At 68.1% G+C, this 21623-nt stretch carries 22 protein-coding genes and 1 other RNA gene; 15 read left to right on the top strand and 8 right to left on the bottom strand.

Annotated elements, in window-relative coordinates; translation table 11 throughout:
- From IPM73_04820 to cysN, 4 genes are all read left to right on the top strand, one after another.
- Positions 1–300, top strand: coding sequence for a putative addiction module antidote protein (locus IPM73_04820; GenBank protein MBK8917385.1), 300 nt, complete (start codon positions 1–3; stop codon positions 298–300).
- Positions 301–447: 147 nt separating this feature from the next.
- Positions 448–696 carry a hypothetical protein gene (locus tag IPM73_04815; protein MBK8917384.1) on the top strand — a complete coding sequence of 83 codons (249 nt, stop codon included), beginning with the start codon at positions 448–450 and terminating at the stop codon, positions 694–696.
- A 108-nt stretch (positions 697–804) separates the two neighbouring features.
- Complete coding sequence (gene cysD, locus IPM73_04810; protein ID MBK8917383.1) at positions 805–1743, top strand: sulfate adenylyltransferase subunit CysD; 939 nt, start codon at positions 805–807, stop codon at positions 1741–1743.
- The gene (gene cysN / locus IPM73_04805) at positions 1743–3014 is read left to right on the top strand and encodes a sulfate adenylyltransferase subunit CysN (protein MBK8917382.1); all 1272 of its coding nucleotides are present in this window, start codon (positions 1743–1745) and stop codon (positions 3012–3014) included. Before cysD ends, cysN begins: the two co-directional genes overlap by 1 nt.
- Before the next feature lie 91 nt (positions 3015–3105).
- Here the strand turns inward: cysN and IPM73_04800 are convergent, their stop codons facing one another.
- Both IPM73_04800 and IPM73_04795 read right to left on the bottom strand, forming a co-directional pair.
- Positions 3106–4371, bottom strand: coding sequence for a HipA domain-containing protein (locus tag IPM73_04800; GenBank protein ID MBK8917381.1), 1266 nt, complete (start codon positions 4369–4371; stop codon positions 3106–3108).
- A complete protein-coding gene (locus tag IPM73_04795; GenBank protein ID MBK8917380.1) occupies positions 4352–4690 on the bottom strand; it encodes a helix-turn-helix transcriptional regulator in 339 nt (112 codons plus the stop codon). The genes IPM73_04800 and IPM73_04795 overlap by 20 nt, the downstream gene beginning before the upstream one ends.
- 173 nt (positions 4691–4863) lie before the next feature.
- Here IPM73_04795 and IPM73_04790 point away from each other — a divergent pair, with 173 nt between their 5' ends.
- Positions 4864–5382, top strand: a complete 519-nt coding sequence (locus IPM73_04790; protein ID MBK8917379.1) for a PAS domain-containing protein — start codon at positions 4864–4866, stop codon at positions 5380–5382.
- Positions 5357–6643 (top strand): chemotaxis protein, encoded by a 1287-nt coding sequence (locus IPM73_04785; GenBank protein ID MBK8917378.1) that lies wholly within the window; start codon positions 5357–5359, stop codon positions 6641–6643. The genes IPM73_04790 and IPM73_04785 overlap by 26 nt, the downstream gene beginning before the upstream one ends.
- 5 nt (positions 6644–6648) lie before the next feature.
- Here the strand turns inward: IPM73_04785 and IPM73_04780 are convergent, their stop codons facing one another.
- Positions 6649–7773 (bottom strand): class I SAM-dependent methyltransferase, encoded by a 1125-nt coding sequence (locus tag IPM73_04780; GenBank protein MBK8917377.1) that lies wholly within the window; start codon positions 7771–7773, stop codon positions 6649–6651.
- A 20-nt stretch (positions 7774–7793) separates the two neighbouring features.
- Positions 7794–8229, bottom strand: an RNA gene (gene rnpB, locus IPM73_04775) — RNase P RNA component class A.
- A 79-nt stretch (positions 8230–8308) separates the two neighbouring features.
- Between rnpB and IPM73_04770 the strand changes: the two genes are divergently transcribed.
- Both IPM73_04770 and IPM73_04765 read left to right on the top strand, forming a co-directional pair.
- Positions 8309–9166 carry a PAS domain-containing protein gene (locus tag IPM73_04770; protein ID MBK8917376.1) on the top strand — a complete coding sequence of 286 codons (858 nt, stop codon included), beginning with the start codon at positions 8309–8311 and terminating at the stop codon, positions 9164–9166.
- 13 nt (positions 9167–9179) lie between these two features.
- Positions 9180–11639 (top strand): GNAT family N-acetyltransferase, encoded by a 2460-nt coding sequence (locus IPM73_04765; protein MBK8917375.1) that lies wholly within the window; start codon positions 9180–9182, stop codon positions 11637–11639.
- Positions 11640–12078: 439 nt separating this feature from the next.
- Here IPM73_04765 and IPM73_04760 read toward each other — a convergent pair whose 3' ends face one another.
- Genes IPM73_04760 through pyrC form a run of 3 tightly spaced genes read right to left on the bottom strand, consistent with a single transcriptional unit; the run spans position 12079 to position 14341 of the window.
- Positions 12079–12876, bottom strand: a complete 798-nt coding sequence (locus tag IPM73_04760; protein MBK8917374.1) for a DUF3025 domain-containing protein — start codon at positions 12874–12876, stop codon at positions 12079–12081.
- On the bottom strand, positions 12873–13310 hold the full coding sequence (locus IPM73_04755) for a hypothetical protein (protein ID MBK8917373.1): 438 nt from the start codon (positions 13308–13310) through the stop codon (positions 12873–12875). The genes IPM73_04760 and IPM73_04755 overlap by 4 nt, the downstream gene beginning before the upstream one ends.
- Entirely contained in the window at positions 13310–14341 is a 1032-nt protein-coding gene (gene pyrC, locus IPM73_04750) for a dihydroorotase (protein ID MBK8917372.1), read from the bottom strand. Before pyrC ends, IPM73_04755 begins: the two co-directional genes overlap by 1 nt.
- A gap of 202 nt (positions 14342–14543) precedes the next feature.
- Here pyrC and IPM73_04745 point away from each other — a divergent pair, with 202 nt between their 5' ends.
- A complete protein-coding gene (locus IPM73_04745; protein ID MBK8917371.1) occupies positions 14544–15659 on the top strand; it encodes an FIST C-terminal domain-containing protein in 1116 nt (371 codons plus the stop codon).
- The gene (locus IPM73_04740) at positions 15656–18133 is read left to right on the top strand and encodes a PAS domain-containing protein (GenBank protein ID MBK8917370.1); all 2478 of its coding nucleotides are present in this window, start codon (positions 15656–15658) and stop codon (positions 18131–18133) included. Before IPM73_04745 ends, IPM73_04740 begins: the two co-directional genes overlap by 4 nt.
- Here IPM73_04740 and rsmI read toward each other — a convergent pair.
- Positions 18111–18959 carry a 16S rRNA (cytidine(1402)-2'-O)-methyltransferase gene (rsmI, locus tag IPM73_04735; protein MBK8917369.1) on the bottom strand — a complete coding sequence of 283 codons (849 nt, stop codon included), beginning with the start codon at positions 18957–18959 and terminating at the stop codon, positions 18111–18113. The two genes, IPM73_04740 and rsmI, sit on opposite strands and share 23 nt — an antisense overlap.
- An 8-nt stretch (positions 18960–18967) precedes the next feature.
- Between rsmI and IPM73_04730 the strand changes: the two genes are divergently transcribed.
- The 5 genes from IPM73_04730 to IPM73_04710 all read left to right on the top strand — a co-directional run bounded on the left by IPM73_04730 (position 18968) and on the right by IPM73_04710 (position 21622).
- Complete coding sequence (locus tag IPM73_04730; protein ID MBK8917368.1) at positions 18968–19339, top strand: YraN family protein; 372 nt, start codon at positions 18968–18970, stop codon at positions 19337–19339.
- A gap of 26 nt (positions 19340–19365) precedes the next feature.
- Positions 19366–19773, top strand: coding sequence for an HIRAN domain-containing protein (locus tag IPM73_04725; GenBank protein MBK8917367.1), 408 nt, complete (start codon positions 19366–19368; stop codon positions 19771–19773).
- Between the two features lie 94 nt (positions 19774–19867).
- Positions 19868–20461 (top strand): phosphoheptose isomerase, encoded by a 594-nt coding sequence (locus IPM73_04720; GenBank protein MBK8917366.1) that lies wholly within the window; start codon positions 19868–19870, stop codon positions 20459–20461.
- Entirely contained in the window at positions 20458–21126 is a 669-nt protein-coding gene (locus IPM73_04715; GenBank protein MBK8917365.1) for a BON domain-containing protein, read from the top strand. The genes IPM73_04720 and IPM73_04715 overlap by 4 nt, the downstream gene beginning before the upstream one ends.
- 4 nt (positions 21127–21130) lie before the next feature.
- Positions 21131–21622 carry an adenylyltransferase/cytidyltransferase family protein gene (locus IPM73_04710; protein ID MBK8917364.1) on the top strand — a complete coding sequence of 164 codons (492 nt, stop codon included), beginning with the start codon at positions 21131–21133 and terminating at the stop codon, positions 21620–21622.
- The last annotated feature ends 1 nt before the right edge of the window (position 21623 follow it).

Raw genomic sequence — 21623 nt, 5'->3', positions numbered from 1 at the left:
ATGGCCAAGACCTCTACCACTCGCTATGACGTTTCGGAACATCTCCGCACCCCGGAAGAGATGGCCGCATATCTCGAAGCGTGCCTCGAAGAGGCCAATGGAGATGCCGCCTTTGTCGCAAAGGCCCTTGGCGATATCGCCCGCGCCAAAGGCATGGCCCAAGTCGCTCGCGATGCAGGGCTCTCTCGCGAAAGCCTCTATAAGGCGCTTTCCGGCGAACGTAGCCCCGGCTTCGACACCATTCTCAAGGTCGTTGGCGCTCTCGGTTTGAAACTTCATGCCCAGGCAAGCCACACGTAACAAGGCGCCCAATCGGCAAGCCGGGGGTTTCTCTCCCCCGGCCCCCACCCCCCCTATCCCGTGCATGCGCAAGGGGCGGTTCGACAAGGGGGCGCCTTCCACCCCGCCATGACTCCTGAAAGCCATTCGCTCCCCCCGGACGTCTTGATGAGGATTGCGGCGGATTTTCCCCACCCGTCGCCGGCCCCGCTGCTCGCCCTGCTCGCCCAATACGAGGGGCCGGAGCGGCTGCGGGTCCTGCGCTGCATCATTCACCTGGCCAAAGGGAACCGGGAGCGTCTGCTCGATGCCCTGGCCAGCGCAAGAACCGACTACCGCGATGTCATCTATTGGGCCGAATACGAAGGGGGCTCGCGCAGAATCCGCGACCTGACTCGGCCCTTTGTGGGCATGTGATATTCGATTGTGGAATAACAAGATGCGCACACGTTCTTAATCGTGCATTAAGGCCTTGCTACAATACGGGCCGTTCGTTTTTCCCGGCAATTCCCTGGATTTTCCGCAATGACCCAAACCCCCTCCCGTGCCACACTCAGCCATCTGGATTGGCTGGAAGCCGAAGCCATCCACATCATGCGCGAAGTGGCCGGCCAGTGTTCCAACCCCGTTTTGCTCTTCTCCGGCGGCAAAGATTCGATCTGCATGTTGCGCATTGCCGAAAAGGCCTTCCGCCCCGGCAAGTTTCCCTTCCCGCTGATGCATATCGACACCGGCCACAATTACCGGGAAGTGGTGCAGTTCCGCGACCAGCGCGCCGCGGAATTGGGTGAGCGCCTGATCGTCCGCTCCGTGGAAGACTCCATGCAGCGCGGCACGGTGGTGCTGAAGCATGAGGGCGAGTCGCGCAACAAGCATCAGTCGGTGACGCTGCTGGAAGCCATCGAGGAATTCGGCTTCGACTGCTGCATCGGGGGCGCCCGCCGGGACGAGGAAAAGGCCCGCGCCAAGGAGCGCATCATGAGCTTCCGCGACGAGTTCGGCCAATGGGACCCGAAGAACCAGCGCCCGGAATTGTGGAACCTCTACAACGCCCGCAGCCACAAGGGCGAGAACATCCGCGCCTTCCCCATTTCCAATTGGACCGAGATGGACGTCTGGCAGTACATCGAGCGCGAAGGCCTGGAACTGCCTTCGATCTACTTCGCCCACACCCGCCCGGTGGTCTTGCGCCAGGGCGCCATCGTGCCGGTCAATGTGCCCCTGATGAGCGGAGAACTGACCAACCTGCCGAAGGCCGGTGAAGAAATCGTCGATCTGCGGGTGCGCTTCCGCACCGTCGGCGACATTTCCTGCACCGCTCCGGTGGAGTCCGATGCCGACAGCGTCGAGAAGATCGTGCTGGAAACCGCCACCACCACCATCACCGAGCGCGGCGCCACCCGTCTGGACGACCAGACCAGCGAAGCCTCCATGGAACAACGCAAGAAGGAGGGTTACTTCTGATGAGCGCCCACCCCATTGAAGATCACGGCCTGCTGCGCTTCCTGACCTGCGGCAGCGTCGACGATGGCAAGAGCACCCTCATCGGGCGGCTCCTGTTCGATACCAAGACCATCCTGGCCGATACCCTTTCCGCCATCGAGCGCACTTCGCAGAAGCGCGGCATGGGCGCCGTCGACCTCTCGCTCCTCACCGACGGCTTGCAGGCCGAGCGCGAACAGGGCATCACCATCGACGTGGCCTACCGCTATTTCTCCACCGGCACGCGCAAGTACATCATCGCCGACGCCCCGGGCCACGAGCAGTACACCCGCAATATGGTCACCGCCGCATCCACCGCCAACCTGGCGATCATCCTGATCGACGCGCGCAAGGGCGTGCTGACCCAGACCCGCCGCCACTCCAAGCTGGCTGCCCTGGTCGGCATCCCGCATCTGGTCGTCGCCATCAACAAGATGGATCTGGTCGATTACTCGCAGGAGGTCTACGAGAAGATCAAGGCCGACTACCTGGAATTCGCCGCCAAGGTCGGCATCGAGGACATCCGTTTCCTGCCCCTGTCGGCCTTGAACGGCGACATGATCGTCGACCGCGGCGACAGCCTGAACTGGTACGAGGGCCCGACCCTGCTCGAGATCCTCGAAGCCGCCCCGGCCGCCCACACCGAACACACCGAGCAGTTCCGCTTCCCGGTGCAGTACGTCTGCCGCCCGCAGGATTCGGCCAACCCGGACCTGCACGACTATCGCGGCTTCATGGGCCGGGTGGAATCGGGCACCATCAAGGTCGGCGACGCGGTCACCGTGTTGCCCAACGGCCTGAGTTCCACGGTGAAGGCCATCCAGATCGGCGGCGTCGATATTCCCGAAGCGATCACCGAGCAGTCGGTCACCCTGCTCCTGGCCGACGAAATCGACACCTCCCGCGGCGACATGATCGTCAAGTCCGACGAAGTGCCGGCCGCCGTGAAGGAAATCCGCGCCACCGTCTGCTGGCTGTCGGAGAGCCCGCTGGACCGCGCCCGCACCTACCTGATCCGCCACACCACGCGGGATTCCAAGGCCAAGCTGACCGGCATCGACCACCGCCTCGACGTGAATACCCTGGAAAACCTGCCCGCCGAAAAGCTGGCCATGAACGACATCGCCGAGGTGAGTTTCAAGCTGGCCCAGCCGCTGTTTGTCGACCCCTACCAGGAAAACCGCGGCACCGGCGCCTTCATCGTCATCGACGAAAGCAACAACAATACGGTCGGCGCGGGGATGATCCTGTAGGTCGAATCTCCGACCGCCAGGAACGGTCGGCCAGAACGAAAAACGCCTCCGAGAACCGAAGGCGTTTTTCTTGGAGCCCCAATCAGGGGGCTCACAAGACAGCAGCGCGGATGATCGCCTTCTGCCGCTGGAAACAGGCCTGCAAGCGCTGCCGCAAAACCTCCGGCGCAGCGGGAAGACTCAACGACTGTAGCCCCCACGGCCCATACACCACAGCGGCCATGGCACGGGCGATGGCGCGGGCTTCGTCCTTTGTAAAATCGAAGTGCGGCGCCGCCTCGATGGCCAGTTCCAGACTGGATTCCTGGGTCGAGCCGTCGATGGAAAGCATCTGGTAACCGAGGTTGCTCAGTTGTGGAACGACGTCGAAGGCCGGAGACAGAACGTAGCGGTCGCCGCCGACGCAGAGCATGCCGTGGTTCTTGAGGTGGTCGTCGCTGTTGTCGATCAGCAGGTTGAAGACCATGCGCCGGAACAGTTCCTCCAGATCGACCTTGGGCTGCGCGCTCAGGCGGCGGATGACGCGGGCGAAGTCGATGTAGCTGCCGGCGCTGGAATCGTAGGGCACATCGAGCAAGGCAGCGGCCGAGAGAAAATGCTGGCGCTGTCCTGCATTTTCGCCGCTGCGGTCGAAGCGGCGCGACAGGAAGGCGGTTTCGCCGCGTTCGATGGGCATGAGCATGAATTGCGGCACGCGGATGCCGCAGTTTGCCGCCAACCCGAGGGCGAAGGCTTCCAGCACCTGCACGTCCAGCAGGTCGCCGGCGGCGGGAAACTTGGCCAGCCACAGGGCGCCTGCGTGGGTAAACGACGCCTTCGGCCGCGCGCCGCCCAGGCTGCCGCCGCGCAGCAGCAGGCGCTTGAGCGGCTTCGGGATGTCCATGTCGTATTGCAGGCGACGGACCGCCTCGGCCAGTTGCGCCAGATCGTCATGGGGCAGATCGGCCGGCGGTGGCATCTCGCGGCTTGGGGAAAAGATCATGGCGCCGACGCGATCTTCGTTGGTCAGCAGGAGTTGTTCGCGGGGGCTGGGCAGGCGCCCGCCCAGCGCATGGGCCAGTACGCGCTGTCCCCAGGCGTCGGGCAGCGCATCGCGCAGGGTCAGCGGCAAGGCGCCACCTTCGCGCAACAGGCGCGGCGCCAAGCGGAAGGTCTCGCGTTGCAGTGGCAGGTGCAGGGGATTCAGGGCCATCGCCCCGGGCCGCTCCAGGTAGCCGAGGCCGTAGGCGAAATGGCCGCTTTCCTGATGATCGTTCCGTTCCAGTTTGAGCACGGCCGCCGTCACCGGCGCCCTTGCCCCTTCCTCGGGCAAATGCAGGCCGACGTAGAGGAGGCTTTCAGAAATCCCGTTCGTCATCGCCGATGCCCTTGCTCGCCGGGCGCGCCCGCTGGCTGCGCTTGTGACCGAGCATGCCGATTTCCAGCGGGAAGAGTTTGTCGAGTTCGTCCGTCTTGCCGAACAGCCACAGCGCATGCACCAGGAGGCCGAGATTCACCGTTGGCTTGCCGCTTTCCAGGGCGCGGCAGGTCGTCGGGGAGCACAGCAGGCGCTCGGCCATCTGCTCCAGCGTCATGTTCCGGGCCAGGCGCTGCACCCGCAGACGCAACCCCAGGTTCTGCAGGGCAGCACGGGATTCCTGCGGCAGGGCGTGATTGCTGTTGGTGGAACGGGTCATCAATAAACTGGTGTTTAATAGTATTAACCACCACTTTATCATCGTGCACGGCCAAGTGGGGGTCAAATTTCGACCCACCCAGGCAGATTTTCTCCCCACGCCCCGCAATTGGGGGCGTAATACTTTTGGCGTATGCGCTAGAATGGCCGGACACTCCGAGCGGGGGAGCATCCATGAAGCGGAACATCACGCCAACCGGCAAAGAACGGGTGATGCGGGAAAACGATTTCATCGTGTCCAAGACCAGCCCCAAGGGCATCATCACCTATTGCAACCCGATCTTCATCGAATTTTCGGGTTACACCGAAGCCGAGCTTCTCGGCTCCCAGCACAACATCATCCGCCATCCCGACATGCCACGGGCGGCCTTCAAACTGGCCTGGGACACCATCCAGGCGGGCGGCGAATTCTTCGCCTACGTGAAGAACATGTCCAAGGATGGCGGCCACTACTGGGTCTTTACCCACATTGCACCGGATTTCGGGCCCCAGGGGGTCATCCTGGGCTATACCTCGGTGCGCCGCTGCCCCAAGCGGGCGGCGGTGGAGGCCATAGAACCCGTCTATCGCCGCATGCTGGAGGCCGAGAGAAGCGCCGGCGCCCGGGATGCCATAGACGCGGGCACGGCAGTCCTGGTGGGCCTGCTCAATCAGTCGGGGGTGAGCTATGAACAACTCGTCTTCTCGCTTTGATCCCCGCTGGCTCGCGGCGGGCCTCATCGCGGCCGGCGCCGGGGCCGCCTTCTGGTCGCCCTGGGCGGCCCTGGCGCTCCTCGTTCCGGCCCTCGCCGCCCTGCTCTTGCGGCGCGAGGGGGGAAAGGCATCCCTGGCCGAAACCCGCACCCTGCTTGACGAAGTCGGCCAGGGCCGGCTCGTCGGTCGCCTGCCCAAGCGTTTCGACGATGCCACCCTGGAGTCGATCCGGGTGAATCTGAATTCCGCGCTCGATCAGACCGAGACCGCCTTCCGCGAAATCCTGGGGGGACTGGAGGCTTCGTCCCACGACCGCTCCTGGCGGCGCCTGCAGACCACGGGCCTGCACGGGGCCTTCGCCGAGGTTCTGGAACGCATGCAGGCGCTGCTCGACTCGCTGGAGGCAGCGCGGGAGTCCGTCGCCCGGGACGCGCTCCTGTCGCGCATCTTCCTTCGTTCCGAGAGCGGGCTCTCGCGCGCCATCGAGCATGTGGGCGCAAGCCTGCGGCGGGTGGGCGACGACGCGGGGCAGTCCGGGGCCATGGCGGATACCTTCGCCCAGTCCGCCGGGGCCATGGCCCTTTCCGCCGAACGCATGGCGGGCGCCCTGGGCAATGCCCACAGTTCCAGCCAGAGCAGCGTCGACTCCCTGGGCGACCTCACCCGCAAGGCGGACGCCATCCGCCATCTGACCAGCCACATCGATGGCATCGCCAAACAGACCAATCTGCTCGCCCTCAACGCCGCCATCGAAGCGGCCCGGGCCGGCGAGGCCGGGCGGGGTTTTGCGGTGGTGGCCGACGAAGTGCGCAAGCTGGCCGACCAGTCGCAGCGGTCGGCCGAGGAAATCGCCGTCGCCATCACGGCCATGACGACCGCCCTGGAAACCGTATGCGAGCAGATCGGCGGGCTCAGCGCCGCAGTGGCCGACGCCCGCAGCACCGCCGACGAGTTCGGTCATCAATTGGGCGAATCCGCCCGATCCGCCTCCCGCATCACGGCGCTCAACAACGCCATCCTCGACGGCGCCGGCACCATGGGACGCTCGATGGGCCTGGTCGCCATGGCCCAGAAGGCCCGGGCCGACGCCAACGCCATCCTGCACGGCGAGCCCCTGGTGATCGACAGTCTCACCGACGAGGAGAAGCGCGCCGTGGCCATCGCCTCGTCGAAGCGCTGGGTCAAGGGCAGCGCCGACCGCGACGACCTGATCCAGATCTACGAGCGGCTCTTCGCCAATATCGAAGCCCAGATGAAGTGAAGCCCCTACCCCCGGGCGACCAGCCGCCAGAGGGAAGTCGTCTCCCGGGAGCGGGCGGCATGGAGCGGATCGTCCGGGTCGGCCGCCTTGCCGTGGCGGGGGCGGATGTCGAGACGTCCGATCACCGCCAGCCCGCCGGCTGTGATGGCCGCCAGCACATCCTCCCGCTGGCGCAGGCCGAGGTGCTCGGCCAGATCGGAAAGAATGAGCCAGGCCTCGCCCCCCGGCTCCAGATGAGCCGCGACCCCGGCGAGAAAACCCTTCAACATGCGGCTCTCCGGGTCATAGATGGCGGCTTCGATGGCGGTAGCGGGCTTGCCCGGCACCCAGGGCGGGTTGCACACCACCAGGGGCGCGCGCCCCGGCGGGAAGAGGTCGGCCTCGACCACGTCGACCTGCCCCGCCAGACCCAGGCGTTCGACGTTTTCCCGGGCACAGGCCAGGGCGCTCGCCGCACAGTCGGTGGCCACCACCCTTTCCACCCCGCGCCAGGCGAGCAGCGCCGCCAGGACGCCGGTGCCGGTGCCGATGTCGAAGGCCAGCCGGGTGGCAGGCAGAGGGGCTTCGCCAACCAGGTCCAGGTACTCGCCCCGCACCGGAGAAAAAACCCCGTACCAGGGATGGATGCGCCCGCCCAGGGCCGGGACCGGCACCCCCTTCTTGCGCCATTCGTGGGCCCCCACCAGACCCTGCAATTCTCGCAGGGATATGAGCCCGGCCTCGCCGTCGGCCGCTCCCAGGACTTCCTCGCAGGCCGCCCGCAGCTCCGGCGCACGGCGCAGGGGGACGCTGTAGGCGCCGTCGAGGGGAAGCAGCAGGAGCCCCAGGGTGCGGGACCGCTGAGCCTGAGCCTGGCGATGCAGATGAAAGGTCTCGCTGAGGGTCGCACCCGCCTTGGGCCGCCGCCGGTCCATGCGCCGTGCCAGGGCCTGGAGCAACTGACGGGCATTGTGGAAATCTCCCCGCCAGAGCAGCGCCGTGCCCTGGGAAACCAGGGCATAGGCCTCGTCCGCCCGCAGACTGTCGTCGGCGACGACTATCCGGCGCGGCGCCGGATGGCCCGCCGCCGAGCGCCAGCGGGCCCGGTGCTGCGTGCCGCCTTCGTCCCACTCCACCCACGCCGCGGCCATGCCCCGTCTCCTGAATTCGTTTGGAAAGCCGGCCGATAAGCCGGGTTCTGTAGCGGCACCTTGCGATGCCGTGGCAATCATTCCTCTAGGCCTGCCGTTGCCGACAGGCTCAAGCAGCCTACCCGGAAGCAGCGCGGGCCACGCCCATGCTTCCCTATTTGGCCTTGCTCCGGATGGGGTTTTCCATGCCGCCGAGCGTTACCGCCGGCGCGGTGGGCTCTTACCCCGACGAGGCTTTCACCCCGCCGCCCGGACTTGCGCCCGGCCACCGTTTCACCCTTGCCGTCCGGGGTTTCCCCCGGCTTGGGCGGTCTATTCTCTGTTGCACTTTCCGTCGCCTTCGCCTTGCGGCTTATAGCGCCCAGCCGTTAGCTGGCATCCTGCCCTGTGGAGCCCGGACTTTCCTCCCGGCAGCGAAGTCGCCTCCGCCCGCCCGGCGATTGCCTGGCCGACTTTCCGCCGCCATTATAAACCCCGCGCCGGACCTCCCCGCCGCATTCCCGGCCTGCTATAGTTGCCGCCAACGGAGGAGACCATGAATTCCCTTGATACCGCGCTGATTCTGGACGGCAGTCCTATCCCTTCCTTTGTCATCGACGCGAAGCACAAGGTGGTTCACTGGAACCGCGCCCTCGCCCAGCTCACGGGGATTCCGGCCAAGGAAGTCATCGGCACCCATCACCAGTGGCGCGCCTTCTACCGTGCCCACCGGCCGGTCATGGCCGACCTGGTCCTCGATGGCGCCGCCGCCGGGCTGCTGGAGAAGTTCTACGCCGGCAAGTACCGCGCCTCGGCGCTCATTCCCGGCGCCTACGAAGCCGAGGATTTCTTTCCCGCCTTCGGCGAATCCGGCCGCTGGGTCTCGTTCAACGCCGCGCCCCTGAAGGACGCCGAAGGCAAGACCATCGGCTGCATCGAGACCCTGCAGGACATCACCCTGCGCAAGGCGGCGGAAGACGCCCAGCGGGAGGGCGAGCGGCGCCTGGCCGAAATCGTCGCCAGCAGCCCCGTCGCCACCTTCGTCCTCGACCGCGAAGGCCGCGTCACCCACTGGAACAAGGCCTGCGAAGCCCTGACCGGCGTCCCGGCCAGCGAGACCCTGGGCCGCCAGGACGCCTGGTGCGCCTTCTACAGCCGCCACGAATCGCGCAAGGTCGTCCTGGCCGAGCTGGTGGCCCAGGGCGCCGACGCCGACGCCGTCGCCCGCCACTACGGCGAGCGCGCCCGGCCCTCCGCCCTGGTTCCCGGTGCCTTCGAGGTGCGCGACTTCTTTCCCGACTTCGGCGAAGGGGGCACCCACCTGCATTTCATGGCCGCCCCCCTGCACGACTTGAAGGGCCAGTTGGCCGGCGCCGTCGAAACCCTGCTCGTAGACCTGAACTCCCCTCGCTGACTTTCCCGCCGCAATGAACCGCTCCCCCCTGGCCGGGCTGGTCGCCCCGGCCGCCGTGGTCCTTTTCGGGGCCAGCCCCGACGACCGTTCCCTGGGCGGCGCCCTCACCCGCAACCTGCTCGAAGGCGGCTATGGGGGCGAGGTCTACCTGGTCAATCCCAAACATCGCGAAATCCGCGGCCATGCCTGCCACCCCAGCCTCGATGCCATCGACGCGCGCATCGATCTGGCCCTGGTGGTCACCCCCGCCGATGGCGTGGGCGGCATCATCGAGCAGTGCGGCAGGAAGCGCATCCGCTACGCCGTCGTCCACAGCGCCGGTTTCGCCGAAGCCGGCGAGTTCGGCGCCCTGGTGCAGGACAGCCTCATGCAGACGGCCCGCCGCTGCGGCGTGCGCATCATGGGGCCTCGGGCCCTCGGCTTCATCCGCCCTTCCCTGGGGCTCAACGCCACCCTGTTCTACCGCCGCATTCCGGCGGGCAACCTGGCCTTCGTCTCCCAGTCGGCGGGGGTCTGCCTCAACGTTCTCGACTGGGCCTTCAGCAACGACTTCGCCCTTTCCGCCGTCTTTGGCCCGGGCCACGGGGGCGATGTGGACCTGCCGGAAATCCTCGATTTCCTGGCCACCGACCCGGGCACGGAAGCCATCCTCCTCTACCTGGAAGGGGTCCGCTCCAGCCGGCGCTTCCTGAGCGCCCTGCGGGCCGCAGCCCGCAGCAAGCCGGTGGTGGCGGTCAAGGCGGGCCGCAGCCCGGCCACCGCCGCGCTGGCCCGCAGCCATTCTCAATCCACCGGCAGCGCCGACGCCAGTTTCGATGCCGCCCTGCGCCGGGCCGGCGTCCTGCGCGTGCGCTCGGTGGGCGACCTGTTCACCGCCGCCCGTGCCCTGGCCAGCCCCCAGCGGCCGGCCGGCAACCGGCTCGCCATCATCTCCAACGGTGGCGGCCCCGCCGTGCTGGCCGCCGACGCGGTGGCGGACCAGGGGCTGCAACTGGCCCGCTTCGTCCCCGCCACCAAGGCTCGCCTGGCCATGGGGCTGCCCATCTCCTGGTCCCAGGCCAACCCGGTGGATGTGCTCATCGACGCCGATGCGGGGCGTTTCGCCACGGCCCTGGAGCTTTGTCTGGCCGACCCCGGCGTGGATGGCGTGCTGGTCGTGATCGCCCCCAACGGCCTCGACGATCCGGCGGAAACCGCGAGGCGCATCGCCGCCGCCCAGCGCGAAGCCGCCAAACCCATCCTGGTGGCGCTGATGGGGGAATCCTCGGTGAGCGAATCCCGCGCCCTCCTCACCCGGGCCGGCATCCCCGCCTTCCGCACGCCGGAGAGCGCCGTGGCGGCCTTTGCCTTCATGGCCGATTTCGTGCGTAACCAGGCACTCCTGCTGGAAACTCCCGCATCGGTCTCCCACCGCCAGCCCCCCGCCGCGGGAGCGGCCAAGGTGGTGATCGACTTCGCGCTGCAGTCGGGCCGCGACAGCCTTACCGAAGCCGAAGCCCGGGCCGTGGCGGAAGCCTTCCACCTGCCCCCCCTGGCCGAGGCGGAAGCCGGTGCCGCCGAGGGCGCCCTCACGCCGCGTCTGTTCGTGCGCCTGGAGACCGACCCCCTGTGGGGGCCGGTGCTCAGTCTGGACGACGGATCGCCCCTCTCCCGCAGCCTCGCCCCCCGCGCCCTCCCCCCCCTCAACGGTCGCCTGGCCCGGGAATTGTTGGCCTCCCCCGCCCTGGATCCGATCCTGGGCGACCAGGAAGGGCGCAGCGCCCGCAGTCGCCAATTGGCCGACATCCTCCTGCGTGTGTCGGAAATGGCCTGTGAGCTGCCCACCCTCTCCAGTCTCGAACTCCCCGTCGTCCTGGGCGAGACCGCCCTGCCCGCCAAGCTCGGCGCCGCCCTGCGCCCCTGGAGCGGAGACACCTGGCGCTACGGACACATGGCCATCTGCCCCTACCCCCTCTCGCTGGAAAAGACGGTGCAGGGCAAGGATGGATCGCAATTCCGCATTCGGCCGATCCGGCCCGAGGATGCCGACGCCTTTCAGGAGTTCGTCCGCGGCCTGGACGAACGCTCCCGCTACACCCGCTTCTTCGGCGGCCTGAAGGAACTCCCCCGGCAACAACTGATCCGCCACACCCAGATCGACTACGACCGGGAAATGGTCCTGGTGGCCACCGAACGCCGGGCGGAAGGGCCGGAAGCCATCATCGGCGAAGCGAGCTACACCGTCCTGCCCGACAGCCATGCCTGCGAATTCGGCATCGTCGTCGCCGACCGGGTGGCGGGCCGCGGCGTCGGCAGCCTGCTCATGACCAGCCTGCAGGACGTCGCCCGCCAGCGGGGCCTGCGCACCATGAGCGGGGAAGTGCTGCGCGACAACCCCGCCATGCACCGGCTCATGGCTTCCCTGGGGTTCACGGTCGGTCCGGGGGACGATCCCGAGGTGGCAAAGCTGAGCCGCAAGCTCGGCGAACGGTAAAGTCCCCCGCGTACCAGCGCTTTCCATGAGTGGCTCGTGCTGAGCGCACCGCCTCGGTCATTGCGACGTTCATGGTGTCTTGGGTCATCCAGGGCTTCGGTTCTTCCGCGCAAAACGTTTGCGTAGAAGTGTCAACCATGTCCCCGAACACCTGTCACCCATGTCTCCGGTCTATACAGACGAAGCAAGCTACCCGGCCTATGAGCCCGGACGCCCTTCCCCCCATGGAAGACGCTGAGCAACGCAGGGCTTCCGGGGGCCTTTGGGTCGCGTTGTCTGAGCCCCCAAAGGGGGCGAGTTTAGCGACCCGCCCGGATGCCCGAGTCGCGCAAGGGACCGGGCAACGCCCGGCGTCGACCTTGGGGTCGCCTTCTTTTTGGTGACTTTTTCTTGGCGAAGCAAGAAAAAGTCACCCGCCCTCAGGGCGGAAAGCAGCGGTTCAGCAATCCCGCCTGCCTCCAGAGAAAAAGCATCCCCTTCTCCCAGCCGGAAACTGGAAAGAGTCTTCGTAATAGGCAGGGTCGCCATTGGCGGCCACGAGTCCCGGGATTCCCAGGAGGGGCAGCGGGTGCAGTTCCCGCGGCCGGGCCGGAAAGCCGTGCCGCAGATCGTCTGCCAGCCGCCGGTCCGCTTCCTCGAACAACTTTGACGGGGGAAGCGCCGCGAGGCCCGAAGGAACACGATAGAGGACGGCCTTGGCGGTCAGCCCGCGAAAGGGCGCCCGCAGTTGATCGGCGGTCGCGTGCCCGAGAACCAGGAAGCGCATGCGGGTTTCCACGGCGGTGCGCCGCTGCCAGAACAGCTCCTGCCAGCGAAAGCCGCGCACCAGGTCGAGGAGGGCTTCTTCCTCGGCGAGGACGACGATTCCGCATTCGTCCAGGTGGGTCAGGGCGTCGCGGCGCGGGCCCCGTTCGCCGGGGAGCCGGGCCGCCCGGTGGGCCGCGTTGAGGGCCGCCTTGGCCCGGGGAAAGGCCAGCCAGGCCAGGGCGTTGCAGGCGTCGTGCCAATTTCCCGCACGGGTTTCCACCGCCCCCGTCGTCCCGATGTTTTCCTCGTACCCGGGGCCACCCGGAGCGGGCGGAACGAGGCGCAGCGGTTGGCCGACCTGGTTGCGGACGCCCGCGGCAGCAAGAGCCGCGGCCAGGGTGGGGAGGTCGGGGCACTGCGCAGCGCCGCCAAGGTCGGGACGCGGCAGCAGGAGGAGCGGCGCTGCGGCGGCAGCCGCCGCTTCCTTCACCGGGACTTGGCCGCTTCCGGCTCGGCGGCTTCGAAAACGGGCGTGCCGGCCTTTTCGGAGAAGGTGCCAACCAGTTCGCCGATGCCCTCCTCGGGCTCGTCCCGGATGGGGGCAAAGCCCTCGCAGGTCTGGGTTTCCGTGGCGTACATGATTTTTCCCGCCCGCACGACATAAGCCCCCGAAGGCACCCGGAAGATTTCGACCTTGGTCTTGGGGAAGAACTCGCCGATCAGGTGGCGCCGCATGCAGGTGGGCATGCGGGCCACCACCAGGTAGAACTTGACCTTCTTGTCCCACAGATAGGTCTGCTCCCGTACCAGGCTGAGGTTGTGCTGGCCGGTGGCGTCGATCTGGTAGGTGGCGCCGTCATTGATGCAGCCGGTCAGGAGGAGGACCGCGCAGAGCGCGGCGAGGGTGGATTTTCCAGCTTGCATCACAGCATCCTCCACTTCAGGGTTTCGCCGGCCCGCAGGGGGACCAGGGTATCGCCCCCGGCGTAGGTGAAGCCGGCCGGCACGGGGTTGTCTTCCCGCACCAGGGTGACGCTGCCGCTATTGCGTGGCAGGCCGTACCAGTCCGGGCCATGGAAGCTGGCGAAGGCCTCCAGGCGATCCAGGGCGCCGGCGGCCTCGAAGGCCTCGGCGTAGAGTTCCAGGGCGCCGTAGGCGGTGTAGCACCCGGCGCAGCCGCAGGCCGCCTCCTTGGCGAGGCGGGCGTGGGGTGCCGAATCGGTCCCCAGAAAGAAGCGGGGATGACCCGAAGTGGCCGCCGCCACCAGGGCTTCCCGGTGGGTCTCCCGCTTGAGCACCGGCAGGCAATACCAGTGGGGGCGAACCCCCCCCTGGAAAATGGCGTTGCGGTTGTAGAGCAGGTGGTGGGCGGTGAGGGTCGCCGCGACCTTGGCGCCCGCGGCCGCGACGAACTCCGCCGCCTCCCGCGTGGTGATGTGCTCCATGACCACCCGCAAGCGGGGGAAGCGGGCGACCAGGGGCGCCAGCACGGTGTCGATGAAGACCTTCTCCCGGTCGAAGAGATCGACGCGGGGGTCGGTGACCTCGCCATGGACCAGCAGGGGCAGATCGGCTTCTTCCATGGCGGCGAAGACGGCGTAGGCTTTTTCCACCGCGGTGAGGCCGGAATCGGAATTGGTCGTCGCCCCGGCCGGGTAATACTTCACCGCCTGCACGAAGCCCGAGTCCCGGGCCCGCCGGATTTCGGCCGGGTCGGTGCGATCGGTGAGGTAGAGGGTCATCAGGGGTTCGAAGGCGGCACCCGGCGGCAGGGCGGCCAGGATGCGGGAGCGATAGGCGGCGGCCTGCTCCACGGTGGTCACCGGTGGCCGCAGGTTGGGCATCACGATGGCGCGGGCGAACTGGCGGGCCGTGTGGCCGACGACGGCGGCCAGGGCGGCGTCGTCGCGCAGGTGCAGGTGCCAGTCGTCGGGGCGGATAAGGGTGATCTGCATGGCGTTTTTTCCAGGAAGAGTGGCATTTTAGCCGCCCGCCGCCCATTCGGGCGCGCCGACGGCAGCCCAAAGCAGGGGAAAGTGCCGGCGTCCGCCGGGCGCTGGGCAAGACCGTGGCGGAGGCCGTGGCGATGGCCGCGGCGCTTTGACTCCGCGGAGGGCCTTTGCAATACTGGACAGCCCCGTACTTCAGCCCTTGCGCATGTACCTCGATTTCTCGACCCCCGACGACCTGGCGCGGCAGATCGCTGCCCGCCCCGAATCCGCCGCCCGGCCCTTGTGGCTCGTTCTCCTGGCCGACTGCCATGGGGAAGCCCTGGCCACCATCGCGGCGACGCTGGAAAGCGCCGGCCTCCGGGCCTGCGGCGCCCTCTTCCCCGGTCTCATCGACGGGGGCGCGGTGCGCCACTCGGGGGCCATCGTGACCGCCCTGCCCGGCGAGAGCCGCTGGGCCATCGCCGATCTCGCCCCCGGCAGCGTCACCTGGCGCCAGCCTCCGCCCGCCCTGGAGGGTAGCGGGGAGGTTTCGTCCGTCGTGCTGGTGGATTGCCTGGGCCCCAATGTCGCTGGCCTGCTCGAAGCGCTCTACGACCTCTACGGCCACGGCCTGCCGCAGTTCGGCGCCGGAGCGGGTTACCACGACCTGCGGGCGGCGCCGACCCTGTTCGCGGCGGGGAGCGCCTTCGCCAACGCGGGGCTCACCATCCTAGTGCCGGAACGCTTCACCGTGCGGGTGCGCCACGGCTGGCGCCGGGTGCGCGGCCCCTTCGTCGCCTCGCGCACCCGGGGCAGCAAGCTTCTCGAACTCAACTGGGAGCCTGCGGGCCGCTTCTACCGCCAGCAGGTGGAAGCCGAAAACCCCGCCCTGACCGGCCGCCCGGTGTTTCCCGACCTCAATTCCGGCTATCCCCTGGGCATCGGTCGCGACGGCAGTGAGGACGTCATCCGTGACCCCATGGGGGTGGACGAAGCCGACCAGGGCATCGCCCTGCTTTCCGATTTGCGCGAAAACACCCTCCTCTACCTGGTGCATGGTGACCGCAACAGCCTGGTGGCCGCGGCCCGGGAGGCCGTGGCGGCCTGCGCCGCGCCGGACGATGTCGCCCGCTGCCTGGTTTCGGATTGCTTTTCGCGGGCCCTGATGCTGGGCGATGCCTTCCCCGAGGAACTGGCGGCCGTGGGCGAGGAACTGGCCAAATTCACCGCCACCCGGCCGGAGGGCGTCCTGGCCCTGGGCGAAATCGCCACCGACGGCCACCAACCCATCGAGTTCTTCAACAAGACTTTCGTCGTCGCCCTCGCCCACACCCCGTCATGAGCGAATCCCGGGACACCACCCAGGAGCTGCTGTCGCTCTACGAGCTTTCTCTCACCGTCGGCCGCCACCTGGACGCCCGGGAGACCTGCCGCGAGTTTCTGCGCGCCCTGGTCGGGCAGCGCAACCTGGCCGCCGCCTCGGTCTGGTGGCGCGATGGCGAGAGCGGCGAACTCGCCCTCCTGGACGCCCTGCCCCGCCGTTCGGTGACCCGGGAGCGCCTGCCTGCGGGCCACCCCCTCGCCTGCGCCCCGCGAGACCTCTGCGGCCGTCCCGACGCGCCGCTGCTCGATTTCCTTGCCCCGCCCCTGGACGCCGCGCTGGGCACCTGGTCCCTCTGCCCCCTGGGCTCGCAGGGCATCCTGATCCTGCACGCCAATCGCCCGCAGGCCCTGGCGCCCCGCTTCGTGGCCCAACTGCGTGCCGTCCTCGAAAAGCTGACCACCGCCATCCAGGGCAGCCTGGCCTTCGCCCGCCTGGAAGAGTCGGAAGCCCGCCTGCACCGGCAGAGCCGGGAACTGGACGAGTCGCGGCGCCTGCTGGAGGCCATCGTCGAGGGCACCACCGACGCCATCTTCGTCAAGGATATGGAAGGGCGCTATCTGCTGGCCAACCAGGCCACGGCCCGCGTCATGGGTCGGGAGCAGGCCGACATCCTGGGGTGCGACGATGCCGCCCTTTTCGACGCGGAGACGGCCCGGTCGATCACCGCTCTGGACCGTGATGTTCTCGCCCGGGGCACCCTGATGACCTTCGAGGAAGAGACGGTCAATGGCCACGGCGCGGCAAGCGCTTTCCATACCGTCAAAGGCCCGCTGCGCAACCGGGACGGCGCGATCATCGGCCTCTTCGGCATCGCCCGCGACATCAGCGAGCGGCGCCGCGTCGAACAGGCCCTGCGCACCCTCAGTCAGGCCCTGGAGCAAAGCCCGGGGAGCGTCATCATCACCGACCTGGAAGCCCGCATCGAGTACGTCAACGCGGCCTTCGTCACCACCACCGGCTACGCCCGCGAAGCGGTCCTGGGGCAGAACCCGCGCCTGCTCCAGTCCGGCCGCACCCCCAGCGCTACCTTCGAGGCCCTGTGGGCGTCCCTGCTGCGCGGCGAGCCCTGGCAGGGGGAATTCATCAACCGGCGCATGAACGGCGAGGAGTACGTCGAATACGCCCGCCTCGCACCGGTCCGCCAGGCGGACGGACGCATCACCCACTATCTCGCCGTGAATGAGGACGTCACCGAAAAGCGGCGCATCGCCGACGAGCTCGCCCGTCACCGCGACCACCTGGAGGATCTGGTCGAGCAGCGCACCCGGGAACTCCAGGCCGCAACCACGGCCGCCGAAGCCTCAGCCCGGGCCAAGGGGGCCTTCCTGGCCAATATGAGCCACGAAATTCGCACCCCGCTGAACGCCATCAACGGCATGGCCCATCTGATCCGCCGCGACGGCCTGACGCCCCGTCAGGCCGACAAGCTGACCAAGCTCATGGCGGCGAGCGATCACCTTCTGGCCATCATCAACGCCATCCTGGACCTGTCGCGCATCGATTCCGAAAGATTCGAACTTTCCTCCAGCCCCGTCGATCTGGCGGCCCTGGTGGCCTCGGTCCGCGACGTGCTGGGCAATGAGGCGCGCAGCAAGGGGCTGGCGCTGGAATCGTGCCTGGACGTGCCCGCTGCGACCTTGCTGGGCGACGAAACCCGCCTGCGCCAGGCGCTCCTCAATTACGTCGCCAACGCGATCAAGTTCACTGCCACCGGGAATATCCTCATCCAGGTCCGCACCCTGCGGGAAGACGAGGAGGGCGTCCTGCTGCGCTTTTCCGTCCAGGACACGGGCATCGGCATTGCAGCGGACGCCCTGCCGCGTCTCTTCTCGGCCTTCGAGCAGGCCGACAACTCCACCACCCGCCAGTACGGCGGAACCGGCCTGGGCCTGGCCATCACCCGCAAGCTGGCCGAACTGATGGGCGGCAAGGCGGGCGCGGATAGCCTGCCGGGCCGGGGCAGCACCTTCTGGTTTACTGCACGCCTGGCCAAGGGCGCCCAGCCCCGGGAGGCCGAAGGGGCGCCGGATGCCTCGGAATCCCGCCTGCGCCGGGATTTCCCCGGTCGCCGCATCCTGGTGGTGGAAGACGAACCGGTGAATCGGGAAATCGTACGCCTCATGCTGGAGGATTGCGGCCTCCGCGTCGACCTCGCGCCCGACGGGGCCCAGGCCGTCACCTGCGCCGCGAGCAGCCCCTACGACCTGATCCTGATGGACGTCCAGATGCCCGTCCTGGACGGGCTGGAAGCGACCCGCCGCGTCCGTGCCCTGCCGGGGGGCACCCGGGTGCCCATTCTGGCCCTCACCGCCAACGCCTTCGAAAGCGACCGCGAGCGCTGCCGCGCAGCGGGCATGGACGATTTCCTCACCAAACCCGTGGTACCCGCCGATCTCTACGGCACCGTGCTCAGGTGGCTGGATCGTCCTTGAGGCGCAGCGCCGTTTCGTAGAGCTCCTTGCGGCCGGCGCCACTGATCGCTGCGGCGAGCTTGGCGGCCTGGCTCAAGGGCAGGCCATCGGCCAGCAACAGGCGCAGCACCCGCTCGCCTTCCCCGTTGTCCGCCGCAACCGGGGCGGCGGATACGGCCAGGACGAACTCGCCTTTCTGGCGATGGGGATCGGCCTGCAACCACGCCGCCGCCTGCGGCAGGGGCAGGACGGCGATGGTCTCGAACAGTTTGGTCAACTCCCGCCCGATGAGCAGGCGCCGCTCGCCGAAGAGGGCCGCCAGATCGCCGACCGTTTCCAGCACCCGATGGGGCGCCTCGTAGAACACCACCGGCCAGGGCTGGTCCCGCAGGGCCTGCAGGGCCTGCCGCCGCTGCGCCGCCCGGGGAGGCAGAAAGCCGTAGAAGAGGAAGTGGGCATCGTCGAACCCGGAGGCCGAAAGCGCCACCACGGCGGCACAGGGCCCCGGCAGAGGGATGACCCGATGGCCGGCGGACCGCACCGCCGCGACGATGCGGGCCCCGGGGTCGGACACCCCGGGGGTGCCGGCGTCGCTCACCAGGGCCACCGCCTCGCCACCGGCCAGAAGCTCGACGATGCGCGCCGCGGCCTCGCGCTCATTGTGTTCGTGGGCGGCCAGGAGCCGCGCCCGGGAACCCAGGTGGCGCAGGAGGGGCTGGCTGTGGCGGGTATCTTCCGCCGCCACCCAGGCCACCCCGGTGAGCACCTCCCGGGCCCGCTGGCTGAGGTCCGCCAGATTCCCTACCGGCGTCGCCACCACGTACAATGCACCGGATTCAATCGTCATCGCGATCCATGCCCGCAAAGCCCCAAGATACCACCACCCTCCGTGGCCGCGAAGCCGAGGCCCTGGCGGCCCGCTTCCTGGAAGCGCGGGGTCTCTCCGTGCTGGAACGCAATTTCCGCATCCGCGGCGGCGAAATCGACCTCATCTGCCGCGACGGCACCACCCTGGTCTTCGTCGAGGTCCGCCTGCGCAGCCGGGCGGATTTCGGCGGGGCTGCCGCCAGCATCGGTGGCGCCAAGCGCCGCCGCCTCGTCCTCGCCGCCCGGCACTATCTGGCCGGGCGCCCGGAATGTCCCTGCCGCTTCGATTGCGTGCTCCTGGCCGATCCCGCCGGACGGAGCCTGGAATGGATGCGCGACGCCTTCAGCGCCGACGAATGAGCCTTCGCCCCGCACTGGACTCCCCGATGTTTCGCCGCGGCCTGCGGGTCGGTCTGAAAATCGGCCGGCTGGCCGCCGCCCTCGGGCTCATTTCCGGGGCGCTGGCTCCCGCCCTGGGGGCAGAAGCCGTCCGCATCCTGGTGCAGCGTTCTCCCCTGGCCGGCGCCCAGTACCACGCCCTGGACGAGGTGCGCGAAGGCCTGCGGGTGGGCGACCTGCTGACCCTGGTGCGGGAGCCGGACAACCGCCACGACCGACGCGCCATCCGGGTCGAGTGGCGGGGAAGAAAGCTGGGCTACCTGCCCCGGGCCGCCAATCGCGTCGTCGCCGCAGCGCTGGACCGCGGCGAACCCCTGGTCGCCCGCATCGCCACCCTGCGCGACGACCCGGACCCCTGGCGGCGCGTGGAAATCGAAATCCTCGTCCAACTCTGACCCCCCACTCCTCCCCACTCCCCACCTTACCGTTGGTTACAGCGCCTCCCGGACCGCGATGCTAGAATCCGGCAACTTTTTTGCGGAATGAACCATGGATCTGATCGCCCGCGTCGCCCGCCATTTCGAGGACAGCGCCCATACCAAGTTGAATGCCGTCGAGACCCTGGCCGCACCGGTGGCCGCGGCGGTCGAGATCATGACGGCGGCCCTGGTCAACGGCAACAAGATCCTGGCCTGCGGCAACGGCGGTTCCGCCGCCGACGCCCAGCACTTCGCCGCCGAGCTGGTCGGGCGCTTCGAGGCCGAACGGCAGGAACTGGCGGCCATCGCCCTCACCGTCGACACCTCCATCCTCACCGCCGTCGCCAACGACTACTCCTTCAACCAGGTCTTCTCCCGCCAGGTCCGCGCCCTGGGCCACGGCGGCGACGTGCTGCTGGCCATTTCCACCTCGGGCAATTCCGGCAACGTCATCGAGGCCATCTCCGCCGCCCACGACGCCGACATGCGCGTCATCGCCCTCACCGGCCGGGGTGGCGGCCAGATCGCCGACCTGCTGCGCGACGACGACATCCACCTCTGCGTGCCGGCGGAACGCACCGCCCGCATCCAGGAAACCCATCTTCTCATCGTGCACTGTCTGTGCGACGGCATCGACAGCCTTCTTCTCGGAGTCGAAGAATGAAAAAAATCATCCTTTCCGCCGCACTTCTCGCCGCCACCCTTCCCGCCCTGCAGGGCTGCGTCACGGCCGTGGCCACCGGCGTCACGGTCGGCGTCCTGGCGGCCCTGGACCGGCGCTCCATCGCCACCCAGACGGACGACGAGACCATCGAGTGGAAGGCCTTGAGCCGCATTTCCGACAAATTCGGCAAGGAAAACCACATCAACATCACCAGCTTCAACCGCAAGGTGCTCATCAGCGGCGAAACACCCAGCGAGGAGAACAAGGCCCGCATCGGCGAGCTGGTGCGCGGGGTGGAAGGCGTGCAGGGCGTGTGGAACGAACTTTATGTCGGCCCCTCGTCTTCCCTTTCCGGCCGCAGCAATGACACCTACATCACTTCCAAGGTCAAGGCCCGCTTCGTCGATTCCGGTCAGTTCTCGGCCAACCACGTCAAGGTCGTCACCGAGGCCGGCGTCGTCTTCCTCCTGGGCCTGGTCAATGACCGGGAAGCCCAGGCGGCGGTTCAGGTCACCCGGACCACGACCGGCGTGCGCAAGGTGGTCAATGTGATGGAAGTGGTGGCGGAAAGCGAGACGAAGCGCCTCGATTCCTCGGCCGCCAACCGCTCGGAAGCCAAGCCCGCCGCGACCCCGGCCCCGGTGGAAGCGCCGGCGGCACGCTGAAGACGTGCCGGGGTATTCCGCACCGGCCTTCGAGGCCAGGATATGCCCGCCGGCTGCCCTGGCCGAGCGTTGCGCGGCCCTGCCGCGGCCCCTGGTCTTCACCAACGGCTGTTTCGACATCCTGCACCGGGGGCACGTGACCTACCTGGCCCAGGCGGCGGCCCTGGGAGCCTCCCTGGTGGTGGCCCTCAACAGCGACGACTCGGTGCGCCGTCAGGGCAAGGGGCCGGACCGGCCGGTGAACGGTCTCGCCGACCGCCTGGCCGTCATGGCGGCCCTGCAATGCGTCGCCCTGGTCACCTGGTTCGACGCCGACACCCCCATCGAGCCCATCCTCGCCTGCCGTCCCGATGTCCTGGTCAAGGGCGGCGACTGGCCCGTGGAGCGCATCGTGGGCGCCCCGGAAGTCCGGGGCTGGGGGGGCACGGTGCATTCCATCCCCTTCCTGCACCAGACATCCACCACGGCGCTCCTGGACAAAATCCGCCGCCTCTAGG

Source organism: Betaproteobacteria bacterium (assembly GCA_016720065.1).
Lineage (GTDB): Bacteria > Pseudomonadota > Gammaproteobacteria > Burkholderiales > Rhodocyclaceae > SSSZ01.
This window is presented reverse-complemented; position numbering and strand designations above follow the sequence as displayed.

Excerpts from the sequence above, each read along its gene's own strand:
- IPM73_04800 (MBK8917381.1), bottom strand. The coding sequence starts at position 4,371 with ATGACGAACGGGATTTCTGAAAGCCTCCTCTACGTCGGCCTGCATTTG.
- IPM73_04815 (MBK8917384.1), top strand. The coding sequence starts at position 448 with ATGAGGATTGCGGCGGATTTTCCCCACCCGTCGCCGGCCCCGCTGCTC.
- IPM73_04785 (MBK8917378.1), top strand. The coding sequence starts at position 5,357 with ATGAACAACTCGTCTTCTCGCTTTGATCCCCGCTGGCTCGCGGCGGGC.
- IPM73_04780 (MBK8917377.1), bottom strand. The coding sequence starts at position 7,773 with ATGGCCGCGGCGTGGGTGGAGTGGGACGAAGGCGGCACGCAGCACCGG.
- IPM73_04820 (MBK8917385.1), top strand. The coding sequence starts at position 1 with ATGGCCAAGACCTCTACCACTCGCTATGACGTTTCGGAACATCTCCGC.
- pyrC (MBK8917372.1), bottom strand. The coding sequence starts at position 14,341 with ATGCAGATCACCCTTATCCGCCCCGACGACTGGCACCTGCACCTGCGC.
- IPM73_04725 (MBK8917367.1), top strand. The coding sequence starts at position 19,366 with ATGTTTCGCCGCGGCCTGCGGGTCGGTCTGAAAATCGGCCGGCTGGCC.
- IPM73_04790 (MBK8917379.1), top strand. The coding sequence starts at position 4,864 with ATGAAGCGGAACATCACGCCAACCGGCAAAGAACGGGTGATGCGGGAA.
- cysD (MBK8917383.1), top strand. The coding sequence starts at position 805 with ATGACCCAAACCCCCTCCCGTGCCACACTCAGCCATCTGGATTGGCTG.
- IPM73_04770 (MBK8917376.1), top strand. The coding sequence starts at position 8,309 with ATGAATTCCCTTGATACCGCGCTGATTCTGGACGGCAGTCCTATCCCT.
- IPM73_04730 (MBK8917368.1), top strand. The coding sequence starts at position 18,968 with ATGCCCGCAAAGCCCCAAGATACCACCACCCTCCGTGGCCGCGAAGCC.
- IPM73_04765 (MBK8917375.1), top strand. The coding sequence starts at position 9,180 with ATGAACCGCTCCCCCCTGGCCGGGCTGGTCGCCCCGGCCGCCGTGGTC.
- IPM73_04745 (MBK8917371.1), top strand. The coding sequence starts at position 14,544 with ATGTACCTCGATTTCTCGACCCCCGACGACCTGGCGCGGCAGATCGCT.
- cysN (MBK8917382.1), top strand. The coding sequence starts at position 1,743 with ATGAGCGCCCACCCCATTGAAGATCACGGCCTGCTGCGCTTCCTGACC.
- IPM73_04755 (MBK8917373.1), bottom strand. The coding sequence starts at position 13,310 with ATGCAAGCTGGAAAATCCACCCTCGCCGCGCTCTGCGCGGTCCTCCTC.
- IPM73_04740 (MBK8917370.1), top strand. The coding sequence starts at position 15,656 with ATGAGCGAATCCCGGGACACCACCCAGGAGCTGCTGTCGCTCTACGAG.
- IPM73_04795 (MBK8917380.1), bottom strand. The coding sequence starts at position 4,690 with ATGACCCGTTCCACCAACAGCAATCACGCCCTGCCGCAGGAATCCCGT.
- IPM73_04715 (MBK8917365.1), top strand. The coding sequence starts at position 20,458 with ATGAAAAAAATCATCCTTTCCGCCGCACTTCTCGCCGCCACCCTTCCC.
- IPM73_04720 (MBK8917366.1), top strand. The coding sequence starts at position 19,868 with ATGGATCTGATCGCCCGCGTCGCCCGCCATTTCGAGGACAGCGCCCAT.
- rsmI (MBK8917369.1), bottom strand. The coding sequence starts at position 18,959 with ATGACGATTGAATCCGGTGCATTGTACGTGGTGGCGACGCCGGTAGGG.